The 15,655-nt window shown below is 70.6% G+C and carries 13 protein-coding genes; 6 read left to right on the forward strand and 7 right to left on the reverse strand.

Annotated elements, in window-relative coordinates; all coding sequences use genetic code 11:
* Nucleotides 1-22: 22 nt before the first annotated feature.
* Nucleotides 23-1,603, forward strand: coding sequence for a CehA/McbA family metallohydrolase (locus LNW72_RS17850; RefSeq protein ID WP_250976333.1), 1,581 nt, complete (start codon nucleotides 23-25; stop codon nucleotides 1,601-1,603).
* 354 nt (nucleotides 1,604-1,957) lie between these two features.
* On the opposite strand, the gene LNW72_RS17855 is transcribed toward LNW72_RS17850, so the two are convergent.
* The 6 genes from LNW72_RS17855 to LNW72_RS17880 all read right to left on the reverse strand — a co-directional run bounded on the left by LNW72_RS17855 (nucleotide 1,958) and on the right by LNW72_RS17880 (nucleotide 8,966).
* The gene (locus tag LNW72_RS17855) at nucleotides 1,958-3,697 is read right to left on the reverse strand and encodes a D-aminoacylase (protein ID WP_250976334.1); all 1,740 of its coding nucleotides are present in this window, start codon (nucleotides 3,695-3,697) and stop codon (nucleotides 1,958-1,960) included.
* A gap of 144 nt (nucleotides 3,698-3,841) precedes the next feature.
* The gene (locus LNW72_RS17860; RefSeq protein WP_138353581.1) at nucleotides 3,842-4,969 is read right to left on the reverse strand and encodes an LLM class flavin-dependent oxidoreductase; all 1,128 of its coding nucleotides are present in this window, start codon (nucleotides 4,967-4,969) and stop codon (nucleotides 3,842-3,844) included.
* A 104-nt stretch (nucleotides 4,970-5,073) separates the two neighbouring features.
* The gene (locus tag LNW72_RS17865) at nucleotides 5,074-5,856 is read right to left on the reverse strand and encodes a glucose 1-dehydrogenase (RefSeq protein ID WP_250976335.1); all 783 of its coding nucleotides are present in this window, start codon (nucleotides 5,854-5,856) and stop codon (nucleotides 5,074-5,076) included.
* A 43-nt stretch (nucleotides 5,857-5,899) separates the two neighbouring features.
* Complete coding sequence (locus LNW72_RS17870; protein WP_250976336.1) at nucleotides 5,900-6,847, reverse strand: LLM class F420-dependent oxidoreductase; 948 nt, start codon at nucleotides 6,845-6,847, stop codon at nucleotides 5,900-5,902.
* A 152-nt stretch (nucleotides 6,848-6,999) separates the two neighbouring features.
* On the reverse strand, nucleotides 7,000-8,226 hold the full coding sequence (locus tag LNW72_RS17875) for an amidohydrolase family protein (RefSeq protein WP_250980201.1): 1,227 nt from the start codon (nucleotides 8,224-8,226) through the stop codon (nucleotides 7,000-7,002).
* Between the two features lie 74 nt (nucleotides 8,227-8,300).
* Entirely contained in the window at nucleotides 8,301-8,966 is a 666-nt protein-coding gene (locus tag LNW72_RS17880; RefSeq protein WP_250976337.1) for an AMP-binding protein, read from the reverse strand.
* A 499-nt stretch (nucleotides 8,967-9,465) separates the two neighbouring features.
* On the opposite strand from LNW72_RS17880, the gene LNW72_RS17885 reads away from it, so the two are divergent.
* From LNW72_RS17885 to LNW72_RS17895, 3 genes are all read left to right on the forward strand, one after another.
* The gene (locus LNW72_RS17885; protein WP_250976338.1) at nucleotides 9,466-12,396 is read left to right on the forward strand and encodes a BTAD domain-containing putative transcriptional regulator; all 2,931 of its coding nucleotides are present in this window, start codon (nucleotides 9,466-9,468) and stop codon (nucleotides 12,394-12,396) included.
* Between the two features lie 152 nt (nucleotides 12,397-12,548).
* Nucleotides 12,549-12,713, forward strand: a complete 165-nt coding sequence (locus LNW72_RS17890; RefSeq protein ID WP_250976339.1) for a hypothetical protein — start codon at nucleotides 12,549-12,551, stop codon at nucleotides 12,711-12,713.
* 394 nt (nucleotides 12,714-13,107) lie between these two features.
* The gene (locus LNW72_RS17895) at nucleotides 13,108-13,725 is read left to right on the forward strand and encodes a TIGR03086 family metal-binding protein (protein ID WP_250976340.1); all 618 of its coding nucleotides are present in this window, start codon (nucleotides 13,108-13,110) and stop codon (nucleotides 13,723-13,725) included.
* A gap of 41 nt (nucleotides 13,726-13,766) precedes the next feature.
* Here the strand turns inward: LNW72_RS17895 and LNW72_RS17900 are convergent, their stop codons facing one another.
* Nucleotides 13,767-14,216: an ATP-binding protein gene (locus tag LNW72_RS17900; RefSeq protein WP_250976341.1), complete on the reverse strand. Its 450-nt coding sequence runs from the start codon at nucleotides 14,214-14,216 to the stop codon at nucleotides 13,767-13,769.
* A 287-nt stretch (nucleotides 14,217-14,503) separates the two neighbouring features.
* On the opposite strand from LNW72_RS17900, the gene LNW72_RS17905 reads away from it, so the two are divergent.
* On the forward strand, nucleotides 14,504-15,352 hold the full coding sequence (locus LNW72_RS17905) for a helix-turn-helix transcriptional regulator (protein ID WP_250976342.1): 849 nt from the start codon (nucleotides 14,504-14,506) through the stop codon (nucleotides 15,350-15,352).
* 11 nt (nucleotides 15,353-15,363) lie between these two features.
* Nucleotides 15,364-15,567: a DUF397 domain-containing protein gene (locus LNW72_RS17910; RefSeq protein WP_250976343.1), complete on the forward strand. Its 204-nt coding sequence runs from the start codon at nucleotides 15,364-15,366 to the stop codon at nucleotides 15,565-15,567.
* Nucleotides 15,568-15,655 lie beyond the last annotated feature (88 nt).

The raw sequence follows: 15,655 nt of genomic DNA on the forward strand, positions 1-15,655 counted from the left end.
TCTCGCCCAGGAGGCACGACGGATGGAACGACGCGAAGTTCTGAAGTTCACGGCGCTCGCGGGAGCCACCGGAGTGTTTACGCTGGCTCCTGTGAGCTTCGCCGGAGCCGAGCCGGCGGGTGCGCAGGACAGCGCCCCCGCGGCCGAGGAGACCCGTACCGTCACCGGACATCTGCCCACCGGTGTGGCGGACTTCGTCTACCTGCCCGTGAACGTGCCGCACGGCGTCCGTGAGATCGCCGTCTCCTACACCTACGACCGGCCGGCCGTGCCCGTCGGAACCGTCGGCAACGCCTGCGACATCGGCATCTTCGACCAGCACGGCACCGCGCTCGGCGGCAAGGGCTTCCGTGGCTGGTCCGGCGGCGCGCGCACCGCGTTCGCGATCAGCGCCGAGCAGGCCACGCCGGGGTATCTCGCGGGACCCGTCTCTCCCGGCACCTGGAACGTCGTCCTCGGGCCGTACACCGTCGCGCCACAGGGGCTGGACTACTCCGTCACCATCACCCTGCGCTACGGCCCGCGGGACACCACCCCGGCGCCCACCTACCCGCCGCAGCACGCCAAGGGGCGCGGCCGCGCCTGGTACCGCGGCGACTGCCATCTGCACACCGTCCACTCCGACGGGCAGCGCACCCCGGCCGAGGTCACCGCCGCCGCGCGCGCCGCCGGACTCGACTTCATCAACACCAGCGAACACAACACCACGTCCGCGCACTCCGCCTACGGACCGCTCGCCGGCGACGACCTGCTCGTCCTCACCGGCGAGGAGATCACCACCCGCAACGGCCACTACCTGGCCATCGGCACGGACCCCGGCGTCTGGTTCGACTGGCGCTACCGCGCCCGCGACGACGCGTACCCGCGGTTCGCGCGCAGGATCCGTGGCGCGGGCGGCCTGGTGGTGCCGGCCCATCCGTACGGGATCTTCCCCGCCAGCCAGTGGAAGTTCGGCTACGACCAGGCGGACGCCATCGAGGTCTGGAACGGCCCCTGGGGCCCCGACGACGAGCTCTCCCTCAACACCTGGGACAACCTCCTCACGGCGTCCACCCGCGGCGACGGTCACTGGATCCCCGCCATGGGCAACTCGGACGCCCACCGCGAGCCGAATGTCGTGGGCCTCCCCCAGACGGTCGTCCTCGCGGACGGCCTCGACCGTGACGCTCTGCTCGCGGGAATCCGCGCGGGGCGCAGCTGGCTGGCGGAGTCGTCCGGCGTGCAGCTCGCTTTCACGGCGACCGGGCCGCGGGGGGAGCATGCGGGGATCGGGGAGCGGTTGGTGGTGGGGGCGGAGGATGTGGTGACGGTGCGGCTGGAGGTGTCGGGGGTGAGGGGGGCGCCGGGGGCGCCGGGGGCGCCGGGGGCGCCGGACGGGGGCGGGGTGTTCGGGGCGCAGGTGCGGTTGATGACGGACGAGGGCCAGATGTTCGCCACGCAGCTTGCTCCCTCCGGGGTGGGTTCCGTCGAGTGGCGGACGACGGCGTCGCTGGCGGCGTACGTCCGGGCGGAGGTGCGGCATCCGGTTACTGACGGTGGGGCGAGTGGCCTTCCGGGCGCGGTTGCTGCGTTGACGAATCCGGTTTGGCTGGACGTTCGGTAGCGGGCGGGCCGGTTGGTGGGGGGTCGGGGGCCGGGTCCTCCGGGGCGGGGCTTCGAAATCGACTATTTACGGGCGTGGCCGCCCACAAATAGCTCGGCAGCATTTCGAAACCCCACCCCTGCGGCCCCGTCCCCCTCACGTCACAGCCTGGCTGCTGGTGCGGGCGGGAACACCGTCCCCGGGTCTGCGGGCGGGTGCCGACGCGCCTGCATCGGTGCCGGGATCGGGCGGGTGGGTGGGGAAAAGCCCGCCGCAGGCGCAACGGCGTCGCGCGCGCTGGCGTACCCGCACCCCCCGCTGGAGCAGGCGCGACCCGCGCTGGCTGGCGTACCCGCCCCCGCCTGGGGCGGGTTCTCAAACCGTCGATACGGATGCCGTGTCGCGGCCCGACCGCAACACCGTTCCGGGGACGGCGCCCGTGATCTCGTCGTCCCTGATCGTCTCGACCCCGTTCACCCGTACGGAGACGATGCCGATCGCCCGCGAGTCGAGCCGGGGGCTGTTGCCCGGGAGGTCGTGGACGAGGGTGGCGATGCCGGCGTCGATGCGGGCGGGGTCGAAGAGGACGAGGTCGGCGTAGTAGCCCTCGGTGATCCGGCCCCGGCCGCGGAGGCCGAAGAGCTGGGCGGGGTCGTCGGTGAGCATGCGGACGGCCTGTTCCAGCGGGACCAGGCGGCGGCCGCGGAGGCAGTCGCCGAGGAAGCGGGTGGTGTAGGGGGCGCCGCACATGCGGTCGAGGTGGGCGCCCGCGTCGGAGCCGCCGAGCAGGACGTCCTCGTGTTCCCAGGTGCGGGCGCGGAGGGCCCAGCTGTCCGGGTCGTTGTCGGTGGGCATCGGCCACAGGACGGTGCGCATGTCGTCGTTGGCGCAGATCTCGACGATGGTCTCGAACGCCTCCTGCCCGCGTTCTGCGGCGATGTCCTTGACGACGCGGCCGCTGACGCCGGCGTTGGCCTCGGTGTACGTGTCGCCGATGACGTAGCGGCCGAAGTTGGCGAGGCGGCGGAAGACGCCGGCTTCGGGGCTGTTGGCGCTGCGCAGCATTTCGGTGCGGACGGCGGGGTCGCGGAGTTTCGCGATGCGTTCCGGGATGGGGAGGTTGAGGATCTCGCCCCAGCCGGGAATGAGGTTGAGGGCGCAGAACGTGCCGAGGGACATGTTCATGGGGGTGAGGATCGGCATGGTGAGGGCGACGATGCGGCCGCCGGCCTTGCGGGCGCGTTCGGAGGCGGCGAGCTGGCGGGGGACGCGGGCCGGGACGGAGGCGTCGATGGTGAGGACGTTCCAGTTGAGGGGGCGTCCGGCGGCGGCGCTCATGTCGACGAAGAGGTCGATCTCCTCGTCGGCGAACTGGTCGAGGCAGCCGGCGACGATCGCCTCGATCTGGGTGCCCTCGTGTTCGCCGACGGCGCGGGACAGGGCGATGAGTTCGTCGCGGCCCGCGTGCCGGGAGGCGACGGGTCGGCCGTCGCCGTCGGAGTGGGTGGAGGACTGGGTGGTGGACAGTCCCCAGCCGCCGGCGGCCATGGATTCGTGGAAGAGCTGGAGCATCTGCTCCAGCTGCTGCTCGGTCGGCTGTCCGCCGACGGCGTCCGGGCCCATGACGTGCCGGCGGAGCGCGCAGTGGCCGACCATGAAGCCCGCGTTGACGGCGATGCGTCCTTCGAGGGCGTCGAGGTAGTCGCCGAAGGAGGACCAGGTCCAGTCGACGCCGTCCTCCAGGGCCTTGAGGGACATGCCCTCGACCTTGGACATCATGCGGCGCGTGTAGTCGGCGTCCTCGGGGCGGGCGGGGTTGAGCGGAGCGAGGGTGAAGCCGCAGTTGCCGCCCGCGATGGTGGTGACACCGTGGTTCATGGACGGGGTGGCGAAGGGGTCCCAGAACAGCTGGGCGTCGTAGTGGGTGTGGGGGTCGACGAAGCCGGGGGTCAGGACGAGGCCGGTGGCGTCCTCCTGGGTCCGGGCGGGCTCCGTGACGGTGCCGGGTTCGGCGATGGTGGCGATCTTGCCGCCGCGCAGACCGACGTCGGCGGTGTACGCGGGGGATCCCGTGCCGTCCACCACGGTGGCGCCCTTGATCAGGTGGTCAAGCATGGTCGATCTCACCTCTCCGGGTTGTGAAGTCGTGCGGGCGTGGTTGCGCCTCCGGTCCGGACAGGTCGGCAGACCGCTGCCGTATGACGCCCTGTCCCGGCCGGAGGCGCGGGGCGGCGGTCCGGGAAGACGCCGCCCCCGCTTCTACTGGCCCGCCGCCTGGCGGAACCGGGTGGTGCGGTGCACCGGGTCCGTGTCGATCTTCGGGATGACGTGCTCACCGATGAGCTTGATCGTGTTCATCGTGTCCTCGTACGAGATCCCGATCGGCAGCCCGAAGGAGAGCTGGTCGGCGCCGGCCTGCTCCCAGCGCTTGCACTGCGCGGTGACCTCGTCCGGGTCGCCGCAGATCATCAGCTCCTCGGCGATGAGGAGTTCGATGATCTCCTCGCTGTACTCGGGGAGCAGTTCCGGCCACTCGGGGATGCCCTCGGGCCGGGGGAAGGTGTCGTGGTAGCGGAAGACCAGCGACTGCAGCCGGTTGAGGCCGCCCTTGGCGGCGATCTCGACGGCCTTGGCGTGCGTCTCCGCGCAGATGGCGGTGGACGTCACCATGACGTTGTCGTTGACGAAGTCGCCGATCGGCTCGGCCTCCTGGATGCCGTTCTTGTACTGCTCCAGCACCCACTCCATGTCGGAGACCTTCTGGACGCTGAAGCCGAGTACTCCCAGGCCCTTCTTGGCGGCCATCGCGTACGAGGACGGCGATCCGGCGGCGTACCACATGGCCGGGTGCGACTTCCCGTACGGCTTGGGGAAGATCTTGCGCGGCGGCAGTGACCAGTGCTTCCCCTGGAAGCCGACGTACTCGTCCTGGAGCCACATCTTGGGGAACTCGGCGATGGTCTCTTCCCAGATCTCCTTGGTGTGGTTCATGTCGGTGATGCCCGGCATGAACCCCAGGATCTCGTGGCTGCCCGCCCCGCGCCCCGAGCCGAACTCGAACCGGCCCTCGGAGAGGTGGTCGAGCATCGCGACCTTCTCGGCGACCTTCACCGGGTGGTTGACGGGGGCGAGGGGGTTGAAGATGCCGGATCCGAGGTGGATGCGCTCGGTGGCGTGGGCGAGGTAGCCGAGGAAGACCTCGTTCGCCGACAGGTGCGAGTACTCCTCCAGGAAGTGGTGCTCGGAGGCCCAGGCGTACTTGAAGCCGGACTTGTCCGCCTGGATGACGTACTCGGTCTCCTCCAGCAGCACCTTGTGCTCCGCCTGGGGGTCGACCGCGGAGCGCGCGACAGGCACATATCCCTGTACAAAGAGCCCGAATTCCAAGGAGGTTCACCGTCCTAAAGTTTTCTGACACTCCGTCAGATACGAACGACTCTGGCACCGCCTCGGCGGAGCGTCAATAGCTGATGATGTGTCAGATTCAGCGACTAGAAGACCGAGACCCCGGCGAGCCAGCCGCCGTCGATCACGAACGGCTGCCCGGTGATGTACGACGAGTCATCGCTGGTCAGGAACAGTGCGAGCTTCGCCACCTCGACCGGCTGACCGATCCGGCCGAGCGGTACGAGCTTCCTGTAGAACTCGTCCAGCGCCGCCGAGGACTCCGCCGGGTCCGCCTCCGGATCGAGCTGGGAGGGGTTGGACATGGGGGTGTCGATGGCGCCGGGGCACATCGCGTTCACCCGGATCCCCTTGGGCGCGCCCTCCATCGCCGCCACCCGCGTCATCCCGACGATCGCGGCCTTCGTGGCGGCGTACGACGTCAGCAGCGCCATGCCGGTCAGCGCGGTGTACGAGGCGGTGTTGACGATGGTGCCGCCGCCGGCCGCCTCGATGGCGGGGATCGCCGCCCGCATGCCGAGGAACGCGCCCACCTGGTTGACCTGCACCACCAGCTGGTACTCCTCCAGCGGGGTGCTCGCCAGCTCGTTGAAGCGCAGGATGCCCGCGTTGTTGACCAGCCCGTCGAGCCGGCCGAAGGCCTCCGTCGTAGCGGCGACGGCCGCCGCCCAGTCCTCCTCGCGGCTCACGTCCAGATGGACGTAGCGCGCGCTGTCCCCTATCTCCTTGGCCAGCGCCTCGCCCTGCTCGTCGAGCACGTCCGCGAGGACGACGTTCGCCCCCTCGGCGGCGAACAGCCGCGCCTCCTGCTCGCCCTGCCCGCGCGACGCGCCGGTGATCAGCACCACGCGCCCGTCCAGCTTGCCCATGTCTCTCCCTCGGTCGCTCACGTTGTTCGGCCGGTCGTGCCGTTCAGTCGTTGAGGAGCGGGGCGACGTCCGTACCGAACGCCTCCATCTGCTCGATCAGCTCGTCCCGGCTGCGGCTCCGGAACCGCACCTGGATCTGGCCCACACCCATCGCGCGGTACTCGCGCAGACTCTCGGCGAGCGCGTCCGGCTTGCCGTGCAGCGTGCGCCGCCCGACGTTCCAGGTGGGCTCGCCGATGTGCAGCGGCTCGGCGATCGCGCCGATCTCGATCGGCTCCTCGATGCCGGCCCGCTCCCGCAGTTCCCTGAGCTTCGCGATCTGCTCAGGGATCCGGTCCCGGGGGTCGCCCTGCGGCAGCCATCCGTCGGCCTTCACCGCAGCCCTGCGAACGGCGGCGGGCGACGATCCGCCCACCCAGACCGGAACGTGCTCCTGGGCCGGCCGGGGCCGCTGCCCGAGGCCGCCGAAATCGAAGAGCTCCCCGTGGTGCTCGGGGAACTCCTCGGGCCCCAGCGCCGCCTTCAGCGCGTCGATGGTCTCGTCGAGAACGGGCCCCCGCCGCGCGAAGTCCGCACCCACCGCGTCGAACTCCTCCTGCACGTGACCGGCCCCGACCCCGAGGATCAGCCGGCCCCCGCTGAGATGGTCGAGGGTCGCGTACTGCTTGGCGGTGATCAGCGGATGGCGCAGCCCGACGACGGCGACATGGCTCATCAGCCGGACGCGGGTGGTGACCCCCGCGAGGAAGGAGAGGGTGGCGACCGGGTCGTACCAGATGGTGCTCATGGGCCCGGCGAGGCGGTGGGGGATGGCCACGTGGTCACAGCTCGCGATGTAGAAGAAGCCGGCGCGGTCGGCGGTGCGGGCTATCGCGGCGAGGTCCCCCGGGGTGGCGTCCGCCTCCCAGGGCTCGGCATAGATGGTGCTCTGCGACTGGATGGGGAGTTGCATCCCGTACACCAGCCGCCCCTCGGGCAGGATCCGCACCATGGGAACTCCCTCTTATCTGACGGACCGTCAAGTATTACGACGGGGTCCATCGTGATAGCTGACGACCCATCAGACAAGGGGTGCGACCGGGTTCAGCGCCGCGGGGGTCAGGCCGTGGCCTGACCCCCGCGGGGGTCAGGCCACGGCCGGTGCTACGCTCCCGGCCCGGCCCACAGGCCGTCGTCCGTGAGCCCCAGCAGGGAAATGGCGTTGCCGCGGACGATGCGGTCGACGACGTCCGGGGCCAGGTGCCCCATCTGCGCCTCGCCGACCTCCTTCGACTTGGGCCACGTCGAGTCGGAGTGCGGGTAGTCCGTCTCGTAGAGCACGTTGGCCACGCCGATGGCGTCGAGGTTCTTCAGGCCGAAGGCGTCGTCGAAGAAGCAGCCGTAGACATGCTCGGCGAAGAGCTCGGACGGCGGCCGGAACACCTTGTCCGCCACCCCGCCCCAGGCCCGGTTCTCCTCCCAGACGACGTTCGCGCGCTCCAGGATGTACGGGATCCAGCCGATCTGGCCCTCCGCGTACATGATCTTGAGGTTCGGGAAGCGCTCGAACTTGCCCGACATCAGCCAGTCGACCATCGAGAAGCAGCAGTTGGCGAAGGTGATCGTCGAACCGACCGCGGGCGGCGCGTCCGCCGAGGTGGAGGGCATCTTGCTGGACGAGCCGATGTGCATCGCGATGACGGTGCCGGTCTCGTCGCAGGCCCGCAGGAACGGGTCCCACTCGTCGGTGTGGATGGAGGGCAGCCCCAGGTGCGGCGGGATCTCCGAGAAGCAGACGGCCCGCACCCCGCGCGCCGCGTTCCTGCGCACCTCGGCCGCCGCCAGCTCCGCGTCCCAGAGCGGGACGAGGGTGAGCGGTATGAGGCGCCCGTGCGCCTCGGGGCCGCACCACTCCTCCACCATCCAGTCGTTGTACGCCCGCACTCCGAGCAGCCCGAGCTCCCGGTCCTTGGCCTCGGTGAACGTCTGGCCGCAGAACCGCGGGAAGGTCGGGAAGCAGAGCGCGGACTGGACGTGGTTGACGTCCATGTCGGCCAGCCGCTCGGGCACGCTGAAGGAACCGGGACGCATCTGCTCGTAGGTGATCACCTCGAGCTTGATCTCGTCGCGGGAGTACCCGACGGCGGTGTCGAGGCGGGTCAGCGGGCGGTGCAGATCCTCGTAGATCCACCAGTCGCCGATCGGTCCGTCGTCACCCGGCTGCCCCATGACGGGGGCGAACTTGCCCCCCATGAAGGTCATTTCCTTCAGGGGGGCGCGGACCACGCGCGGGCCGATGTCGTGGTACTTGGACGGGAGCCGGTCCCGCCAGACGTTGGGGGGCTCAACCGTGTGGTCGTCCACCGAGATGATCTTCGGGAAGGTCTCCATGGCCACCACGGTAGCGCCCATCTGACGATCCGTCAGCTACGTGAACGGCCTTCTGTTCCCGGCCCACCCGCGCGCTACAGAGAAACGTGCGTCGGCAGCAGAATCCGCCACACCGCGTCCTCGACCCCGTGCACCGCCGCGATCCACCCCACGTTCTCCTCCTCCGTCCCCAGCCGCACCGCCTGCGCCAGCTCCGCCACCACGTCCGCCAGATCCCCGTGCCCCATCGCCGGCTCCAGCCGGCCGCCCGCCGGACCGTCGTCCAGGTAGCGCTGGTAGCCCGGCGCGGTGCGCAGGACGCCCACCGGGCGCCAGCTCTCGGCCAGGCTCCACACCGGCTCACCGCCGACGAGGGTGCCGTCCGCCTCCACCACCTGCGTACGGGACCGGTCCACCGCCAGCGCGGTCCAGCCGTCGCCGCCCGTCAGTACCGCGGCCGGCGCGCAGCGCTCGACGCAGCGGGCCACCGCCGACGTCACGCCCGGCGCGGGCAGCACGAGCGGCACCGCCGTCATCCCCGCGTAGAGGCAGCCGAAGAACGCCCCCGCGAGATCGGCCCCTTCGGGGTAGGCGAGCAGGACCCGGCTGCCGGGCGGCAGCAACTGCCCGAGGCGGGCGGCCACCGCCCGTGCCCGGCGGTCCAACTCCCGGTAGCTGCAACCGGCGGTGCCCGCCGTGGCGCCGTCGGGGAACGGCAGCGCCGGCACCGACTGCGGTGCCCACGCGGCCCGTCGCCGCAACCACGGTCCGGGCAGGCGGTCGACGGCCGCCAGGCCCCTGGCTCCGCTCCGGGGGCGAGATCCGGACCCCGGACCATGGCCGGAACCCGACCCTGACCCCGAACCCGGTCCTGAACCGCTTCCCGAACCGGATCCGGTCCCGGAACCGGATCCGGAGCCGCCTCTTGTCACCGCCACCGGTACGCATTGTGAACACATGACTGACCTCTCACCTCCCTCGCACCAGGAAACACACCGGCACCACCGAAATTCACACAGCACAAGCCGCGGGCAGACACAGACGGAACCTCAAATTCAGCACAACTTTCCCCGTAACGCCGGGTCGGGCCCTAGCACGGGGTGACCCCGGCCCTCCGACACGGCAAACTGGCACGGGACGGGGGGCTGAGCGATCGGCCCCACCCGTCATGCGGACACTGTTCCGGTACGCGATGAACGATAGATATACGCGCGTCGTGCCGATTGACACCGCATCGGCCGGCACGCCTCAGGGGGCAGCATGGACAGCGCGACAGGGCCCGGCCGGGGACTGCGGTTCGCAGTTCTCGGTCCGGTACGGGCATGGCGCGACGACCAGCCGATCGTCACCGGTTCCCCGCAGCAGCGCGCGCTCCTGGCCGCGTTGCTGCTGCGCGGCGGCCGGACCGCGACCGCATCCGAACTCCTCGACGCCCTGTGGGGCGAGACCGCACCGACCACCGCGCTGGCCGCACTGCGCTCGTACGCTTTCCGGCTGCGCAAGGCGCTCGGCGCCGACGCGCTCGTCACCGAATCCGGTGGCTACGCACTGCACGTGGCGCCCGACGGGCTGGACTTCGCCGCGGCGGAGCGGCTCGCCGCCGAGGCCGAGAAGGCCCGGGGCGCGGGCGACCCGGTGCGGGCCCGCGAGTTGCTCGCGACGGCGCTGGCCATGTGGAACGGCGAGCCGTTGGCCGGGCTGCCGGGCCCGTACGCGGAGGCCCAGCGCAACCGGCTGGAGGAGTGGCGGCTCACCGTCACCGAGACCCGCCTGGAACTGGACCTGGAGCTGGCCGCGCACGCCGAGGCCGTCTCCGAACTGACCGCGCTCTCCGCCGAGCAGCCGCTGCGCGAACGGCTGCGCTGCCTGCTGATGCTCGCGCTCTACCGCAGCGGGCGGCAGGCCGAGGCGCTCGGTGTGTACGCGGACACCCGCCGGCTGCTCGCCGACGAGCTGGGCGTCGACCCCTGCGCCGAGCTCAGCGAACTCCACCAGCGGATCCTGGAGGCCGATCCGGGCCTGGCCGCCCCCGCCGGGCCCGGCGCGCACACCGCCGAGGTGGTCCGGCCGGCCCAGCTCCCCGCGACCGTCTCCGACTTCACCGGCCGCGCCGCCTTCGTCCGGGAGCTCGGCGCCCAGCTCACCGAGGCCGACAAGGGCGTCATGGCCGTCTCCGCGCTGGCCGGCATCGGCGGCGTCGGCAAGACCACCCTCGCCGTCCATGTCGCCCACGCCGCCCGCGAGGCCTTCCCCGACGGGCAGCTCTACGTCGATCTGCAGGGCACCGACGCCAGGCCCGCGGAACCCGAAGCCGTCCTCGGCTCGTTCCTGCGGGCGCTGGGCCTGTCCGACAACGCGATCCCCGATTCGCTCGCGGACCGCGCCGCGCTCTACCGCTCCACCCTCGACGGCCGCCGGGTGCTGGCGCTGCTCGACAACGCGCACGACGCCGCCCAGGTCCGGCCGCTGCTGCCCGGTACGCCCGGCTGCGCCGCGCTGATCACCAGCCGGGTCCGGATGGTCGACCTCGCGGGCGCCCACCTCGTCGACCTGGACGTGATGAGCCCCGAGGAGGCGCTGCAGCTCTTCACCCGGATCGTCGGCGAGGAGCGTGTCACCAGCGAGCGCCAGTCCGCCCTCGACGTCGTCGCCGCCTGCGGTTTCCTGCCGCTCGCCATCCGCATCGCCGCCTCCCGGCTGGCCGCGCGCCGCACCTGGACCGTCGCCGTCCTGGCCCGCAAGCTCGCCGACCAGCGCCGCCGCCTCGACGAACTGCGCGCCGGCGACCTGGCCGTCAAGGCCACCTTCGAACTCGGCTACGGCCAGCTCGAGCCGCTCCAGGCCCGCGCGTTCCGCCTGCTGTCGCTGCCCGACGGCCCGGACATCTCGCTGGACGCGGCCGCCGCCGTCCTGGACATGGACCCGTACTCGACCGAGGAACTGCTCGAAGCCCTCGTCGACATCAGCCTCATCGAGTCCGCCGCCCCGGCCCGCTACCGCTTCCACGACCTGCTGCGGCTCTACGCCCGCGAGTGCGCCGACCGCGACGAGACCGACGAGGCCCGCTGCCGCGCGCTGTCCCGGCTGCTCGACTTCTACCTCTCCTCCGCCGCGTGCGCGTACGAGCTGGAGAACCCCGGCGACCGCGTCCTGGACCACCTCGCCCCCACCGAAAGGACCGGCCTGGCCTTCGGCACCCGCGAAGAGGCCCTGGAATGGCTCTTCTCCGAGGCCCAGGGCCTGCTCGCCGCCGTGCAGCAGACCGCGGGAGGCGGCTGCGAGGGCCCGATGCGGCGGGCGGTCGACCTGCTGTGGGCGGCCCAGGACCTGATGGAGTCGGGCGTGTACGCCCGGCAGTACGAGCAGGGTGTGCGGGCCCTCATCACCACGGCCGGCGACTGCGCGGAACCGCTCGTGGAAGGACGCGCTCGCGTGCTCCTCGGCCAACTCCACCGGCTCTTCGGGCAGTTCGCGGGGGCGGACAACGAGGCCCAGCGCTCCCTGATCCTGGGCCTCGCCTCCGAGGACCCGCTGACCTGCAGCTACGCGCCCAACCTGCGCGGCAGTGTCGCCCTGCAGGCGCTTCGGTTCGCCGAGTGCGCCGAGTACCACATGAACGCCCTGGAGGCGTTCCGCGAGGACGGCAACCGGCACGGAGAGGCCGCCGCGCTCAGCAACCTCTCCCGCGCCCAGCTGGAACTGGGCGAAACGGAGGCGGCCGTCTCCACCGCCGAGCAGGCCGTCTCGATCTACCGTCAACTGGGCGTCGGCTTCCGGCTCGGCAACGGCCTCTACGCCATGGCCATCGCCCTCACCGCGACCCGCCGCCTCAACGAGGCATCGGCCTGCCTGACCGAGGGCCTGGGCATCTTCCGCGAAGCGCGGCAGCGGTTCTGGGAAGGCATGACGCTCTTCCGGCTCTCCAAGGTGCACCTGGCGGACGGCCAGTGGCGCCAGTCCGCGTCCCACGCCGAGCAGGCCCTCGTCATCCTCCGCGAGGTCGGCGGCGAATGGCGCACCGCGAACGCCCTGACCGTACTCGGCCGGGCCCTCGCCGGATTCGGGCAGACCGTACGCGCCCGCGCGTGCTGGCACGACGCCCTGAGCATCTTCACCGCGCTCGGTTCCCCGGAGGCGGACGAGGTGCGCCGGCTCATCGACGACCGATCGTCCCCCGCCGTCGCCATATAATCGCAGGTCACCCCGAGCAACGCGCTCGTTTATCTGTTGATTATCTCGGGATGCCAGGATTCCATTCATTGCACGAGCTACCCACCTGGTGGCGCACGGGGGTCGCCACCGGGTGGGTGCAACACAGGACCGACAAAACCTGGGGAGTCCATATGACCACCGAGACGCCAAAGCCAAAGAACGACGGCGGCACCGTCAAGCCGGACAACTGGCACAGCGACAGCACCACGGAGCCCATCCCCGACGTACTGCTCGCCGACGGCGGCACCGAGACCAAGCCCGACAACTGGCACAGCGACTCGGAGCCCCTCAAGTAGGAGGCCACCCAACAGGCCCCGCCCGCTCGGGGGAGCGCCAGGGGTGACCGGGGGGAAGCACGGGGGAACGCTCAGGAGCTCGGGGGAGCTCACGAGCGAACGGGCTCGGGGGAGCCCACGGTCCGGGGGACCGCACGGGGGAAGCTCAGGGGTTCGGGGGAACCCAGGAGTGCACGGGGCTCGGGGGAGCCCACAGGTGAACGGGTCCGGGGGGACCCGGCACGAATCCAGAGTCCGGGGGGACTCAGCGGAACGCACGGGACCGCACAGGGGGAACGCGAGAGACCGACCATGGCGTGGAGGGGGCGCCGTGGCCGGTCTCTCTTCCTGCGCGGGAACGGTCGGCGTCCGATGCCCGCCAGCGCTGGGCGCCGGTGGCGGGCAGGCTGGGGGCATGGTCGATGCCTTCGAGGGACTCATGGAACGGTTCGTCCTGGCCGGGGCCGGGTTCGAACGGGTGCTGCGGGCGGTGCGGGCCGAGCAGTGGGCGTGGCCGACTCCGTGCACGGAGTGGGACGTGCGCCTCCTGACCAACCACATGACGCGGGGCAACCTCGGCTACGTGGGCCTGCTGCACGGTGCCACCGGCGCGGACTTCCTCCGCCTGCGGGACACCGACGCTCTCGGCGCCGAACCGCTCGGCGCGTACACCCGGTCCGTCCAGCAGTGCGCCGCCGCCTTCGCCCGCCCGGGCGCGCTGCGGCAGGTCCTCGACTACCCCTTGGGCCGGGTGACCGGAGCCCAGGCCCTCGCCGTGCGGACCACGGACAGCGTCATCCACACCTGGGACCTCGCCCGGGCCACCGGCGCCGACGAGAACCTGGACACCGGCCTGGTCGCCTGGATCGACGATCACCTCGAGGAGATCTACGCCGACCTGGCCGAATCCCCCACCGCCCCCGAATCAACCCACCGCTTCTTCGCGGCGCCCGGGGAGAACCTCCCGCCGGAAGCGTCCCGGCAGCTCCGGCTCCTGAACCGCATGGGCCGGAATCCGGAGCGCCGGGTCTGAGGTCAGAGAGATGGGAGTGAGGCAGCACGAACTGGGGTCCGCTAGCGCGTACGGATCTCACACCACACCCCCTTACCGCCCACCCCGCCGAGACCGACCGGCCCACCCGGCTCGGTGCCCCACCGGTCGGCGACAGCGTCGACGAGGACGAGCCCCCGCCGGTGCTCGGCGGAGGCACGGGTGCCGCGACGCAGTAACGGGCCGGCCGGGGAAGCGTCGTACACGTGGATCCGGATACAGATGTTCCGAACGTCCAGCCACAGCAGAGACCCGGTGCAGGGCGCGTGCTGAAGCGAGTTGGTCCCCAGCTCGCTCACACAGAGTTGGGCCGCGTCGAGGATGTGCGCGAGGTCGAGCGACCGCAGCACGCTGGCGATGAACTCGCGGGCGATCTTCGGTGACGTATCCAGTGGTGGGCTGAACATCGTGTACGAGTGCGGAACGCCGCGGCCGTCCGGCGGCCACACGGGGGCGCCCTTGGTTGTGCCCATGGGTGATCTCCCTGGGCAGCGTGAGGAGTTGTTCCGCGCCGCACCAACGCACGGTGGCAACGCCCTCTGCGATCGGCCGTTCACAGAAGGTGCACTTCGCCTTGTGGGCAGCGCAAAATAGGGTGCGGGTGGCGTAGGCCGCCCGCACCTTTGAGTGAGCAAGGCGATACATACAGTAGGCCGAAAGCTTTCGGCGGAGCAACCTTTCGGCGGAAGCTTGCCCCGATCGGGGAGATCGGCCATCCTGGGCCTCAAACACGGTTCAACTCGGCCCGAGAAAAGGGAACATGCCTACGAGGACCAGCCCCACAGCACGGCAAGAGCGGCTGGGATACGAGCTGCGAAGGCTTCGCGATGAAGCCGGCATGACGGCTCGAGAGGCGGCAGCGCTACTCGATGTGAACCCGATTCAGATGAGCCAGATAGAGTCCGGCCGCAGTGGGCTCAGCGAGGTGAGGTTGCGACGACTCGCCGGCTTCTACGGGTGCGGCGACCCCACGCTGATCGACGCCCTGGTGAAGATGGCCGTCGAACGCCACCGAGGCTGGTGGGAGGATTTCCGGGGGATCCTGCCTCCTGCTTTCCATGACCTGGCTGAATTCGAGCACTGGGCAACGTATTTGCGCTCCCTTGAGATTCCGCACATCCCCGGACTGCTGCAGACCGAGGATTACGCGCGAGCAGTCTTCTCCTACGTCCGACCAGAGCTCTCACCCGAGGACGTCGATGCCCGTGTAGCGCATCGCATGGGACGGAGGGTGGCACTCGACAAGGACGATCCACCCGAGTTCTCGCCAGTCATTCACGAAGCCGCACTGCGGATCATGGTCGGAACTCGTAAGACTGCCAACGCGCAGTTGCTGTATCTCCTGGACCTATCGGAACATCCAGGGGTGACTGTGCGCATCATCCCCTTCAGTCTCGAAGGGTTCGGAGGTGCTGGGAACTCGATGTACTACGTGGGAAGCCCGGTCGCAAAGCTCGACACCGTGCTGATGAACGGAGCAAGTGGCTCGGCCGTGAACACCGAACCGCAACTGTGGAAGTACCGGTCGATCCTTGACAAAGCCCAGGAATCGGCGCTCGGTCCGGCTGAGTCGCGGGACATGATCCACCGGATCGCCGAAGAACTCTGAGAGGCAAGCCCATGCCAACTACCCTCCATTGGCAGAAGTCGTCCTACTCGTCCAACATGGACGGCGATCACTGCGTCGAACTAGCAAAGACCGGCTCAGCCGCCCACCTCCGTGAAAGCGACGCCCCCGGCGTCGTCCTCACCACCACCCCCGCCCTGCTCGCGTCGTTCATAGCCAGCGTCAAGGCTGGAACGTACGACCGGCTCACAGGCTGAGGCCAGAGCGCGGGGCCGGAGCGGCAGCACCGGGGGCCGGTGGGGCGGAGGTGCATCCCGGCCTGGCGGGTTGGCTCCCGCTACCGCA

The sequence above is a fragment of the Streptomyces sp. RKAG293 genome (assembly GCF_023701745.1).
Lineage (GTDB): Bacteria > Actinomycetota > Actinomycetes > Streptomycetales > Streptomycetaceae > Actinacidiphila.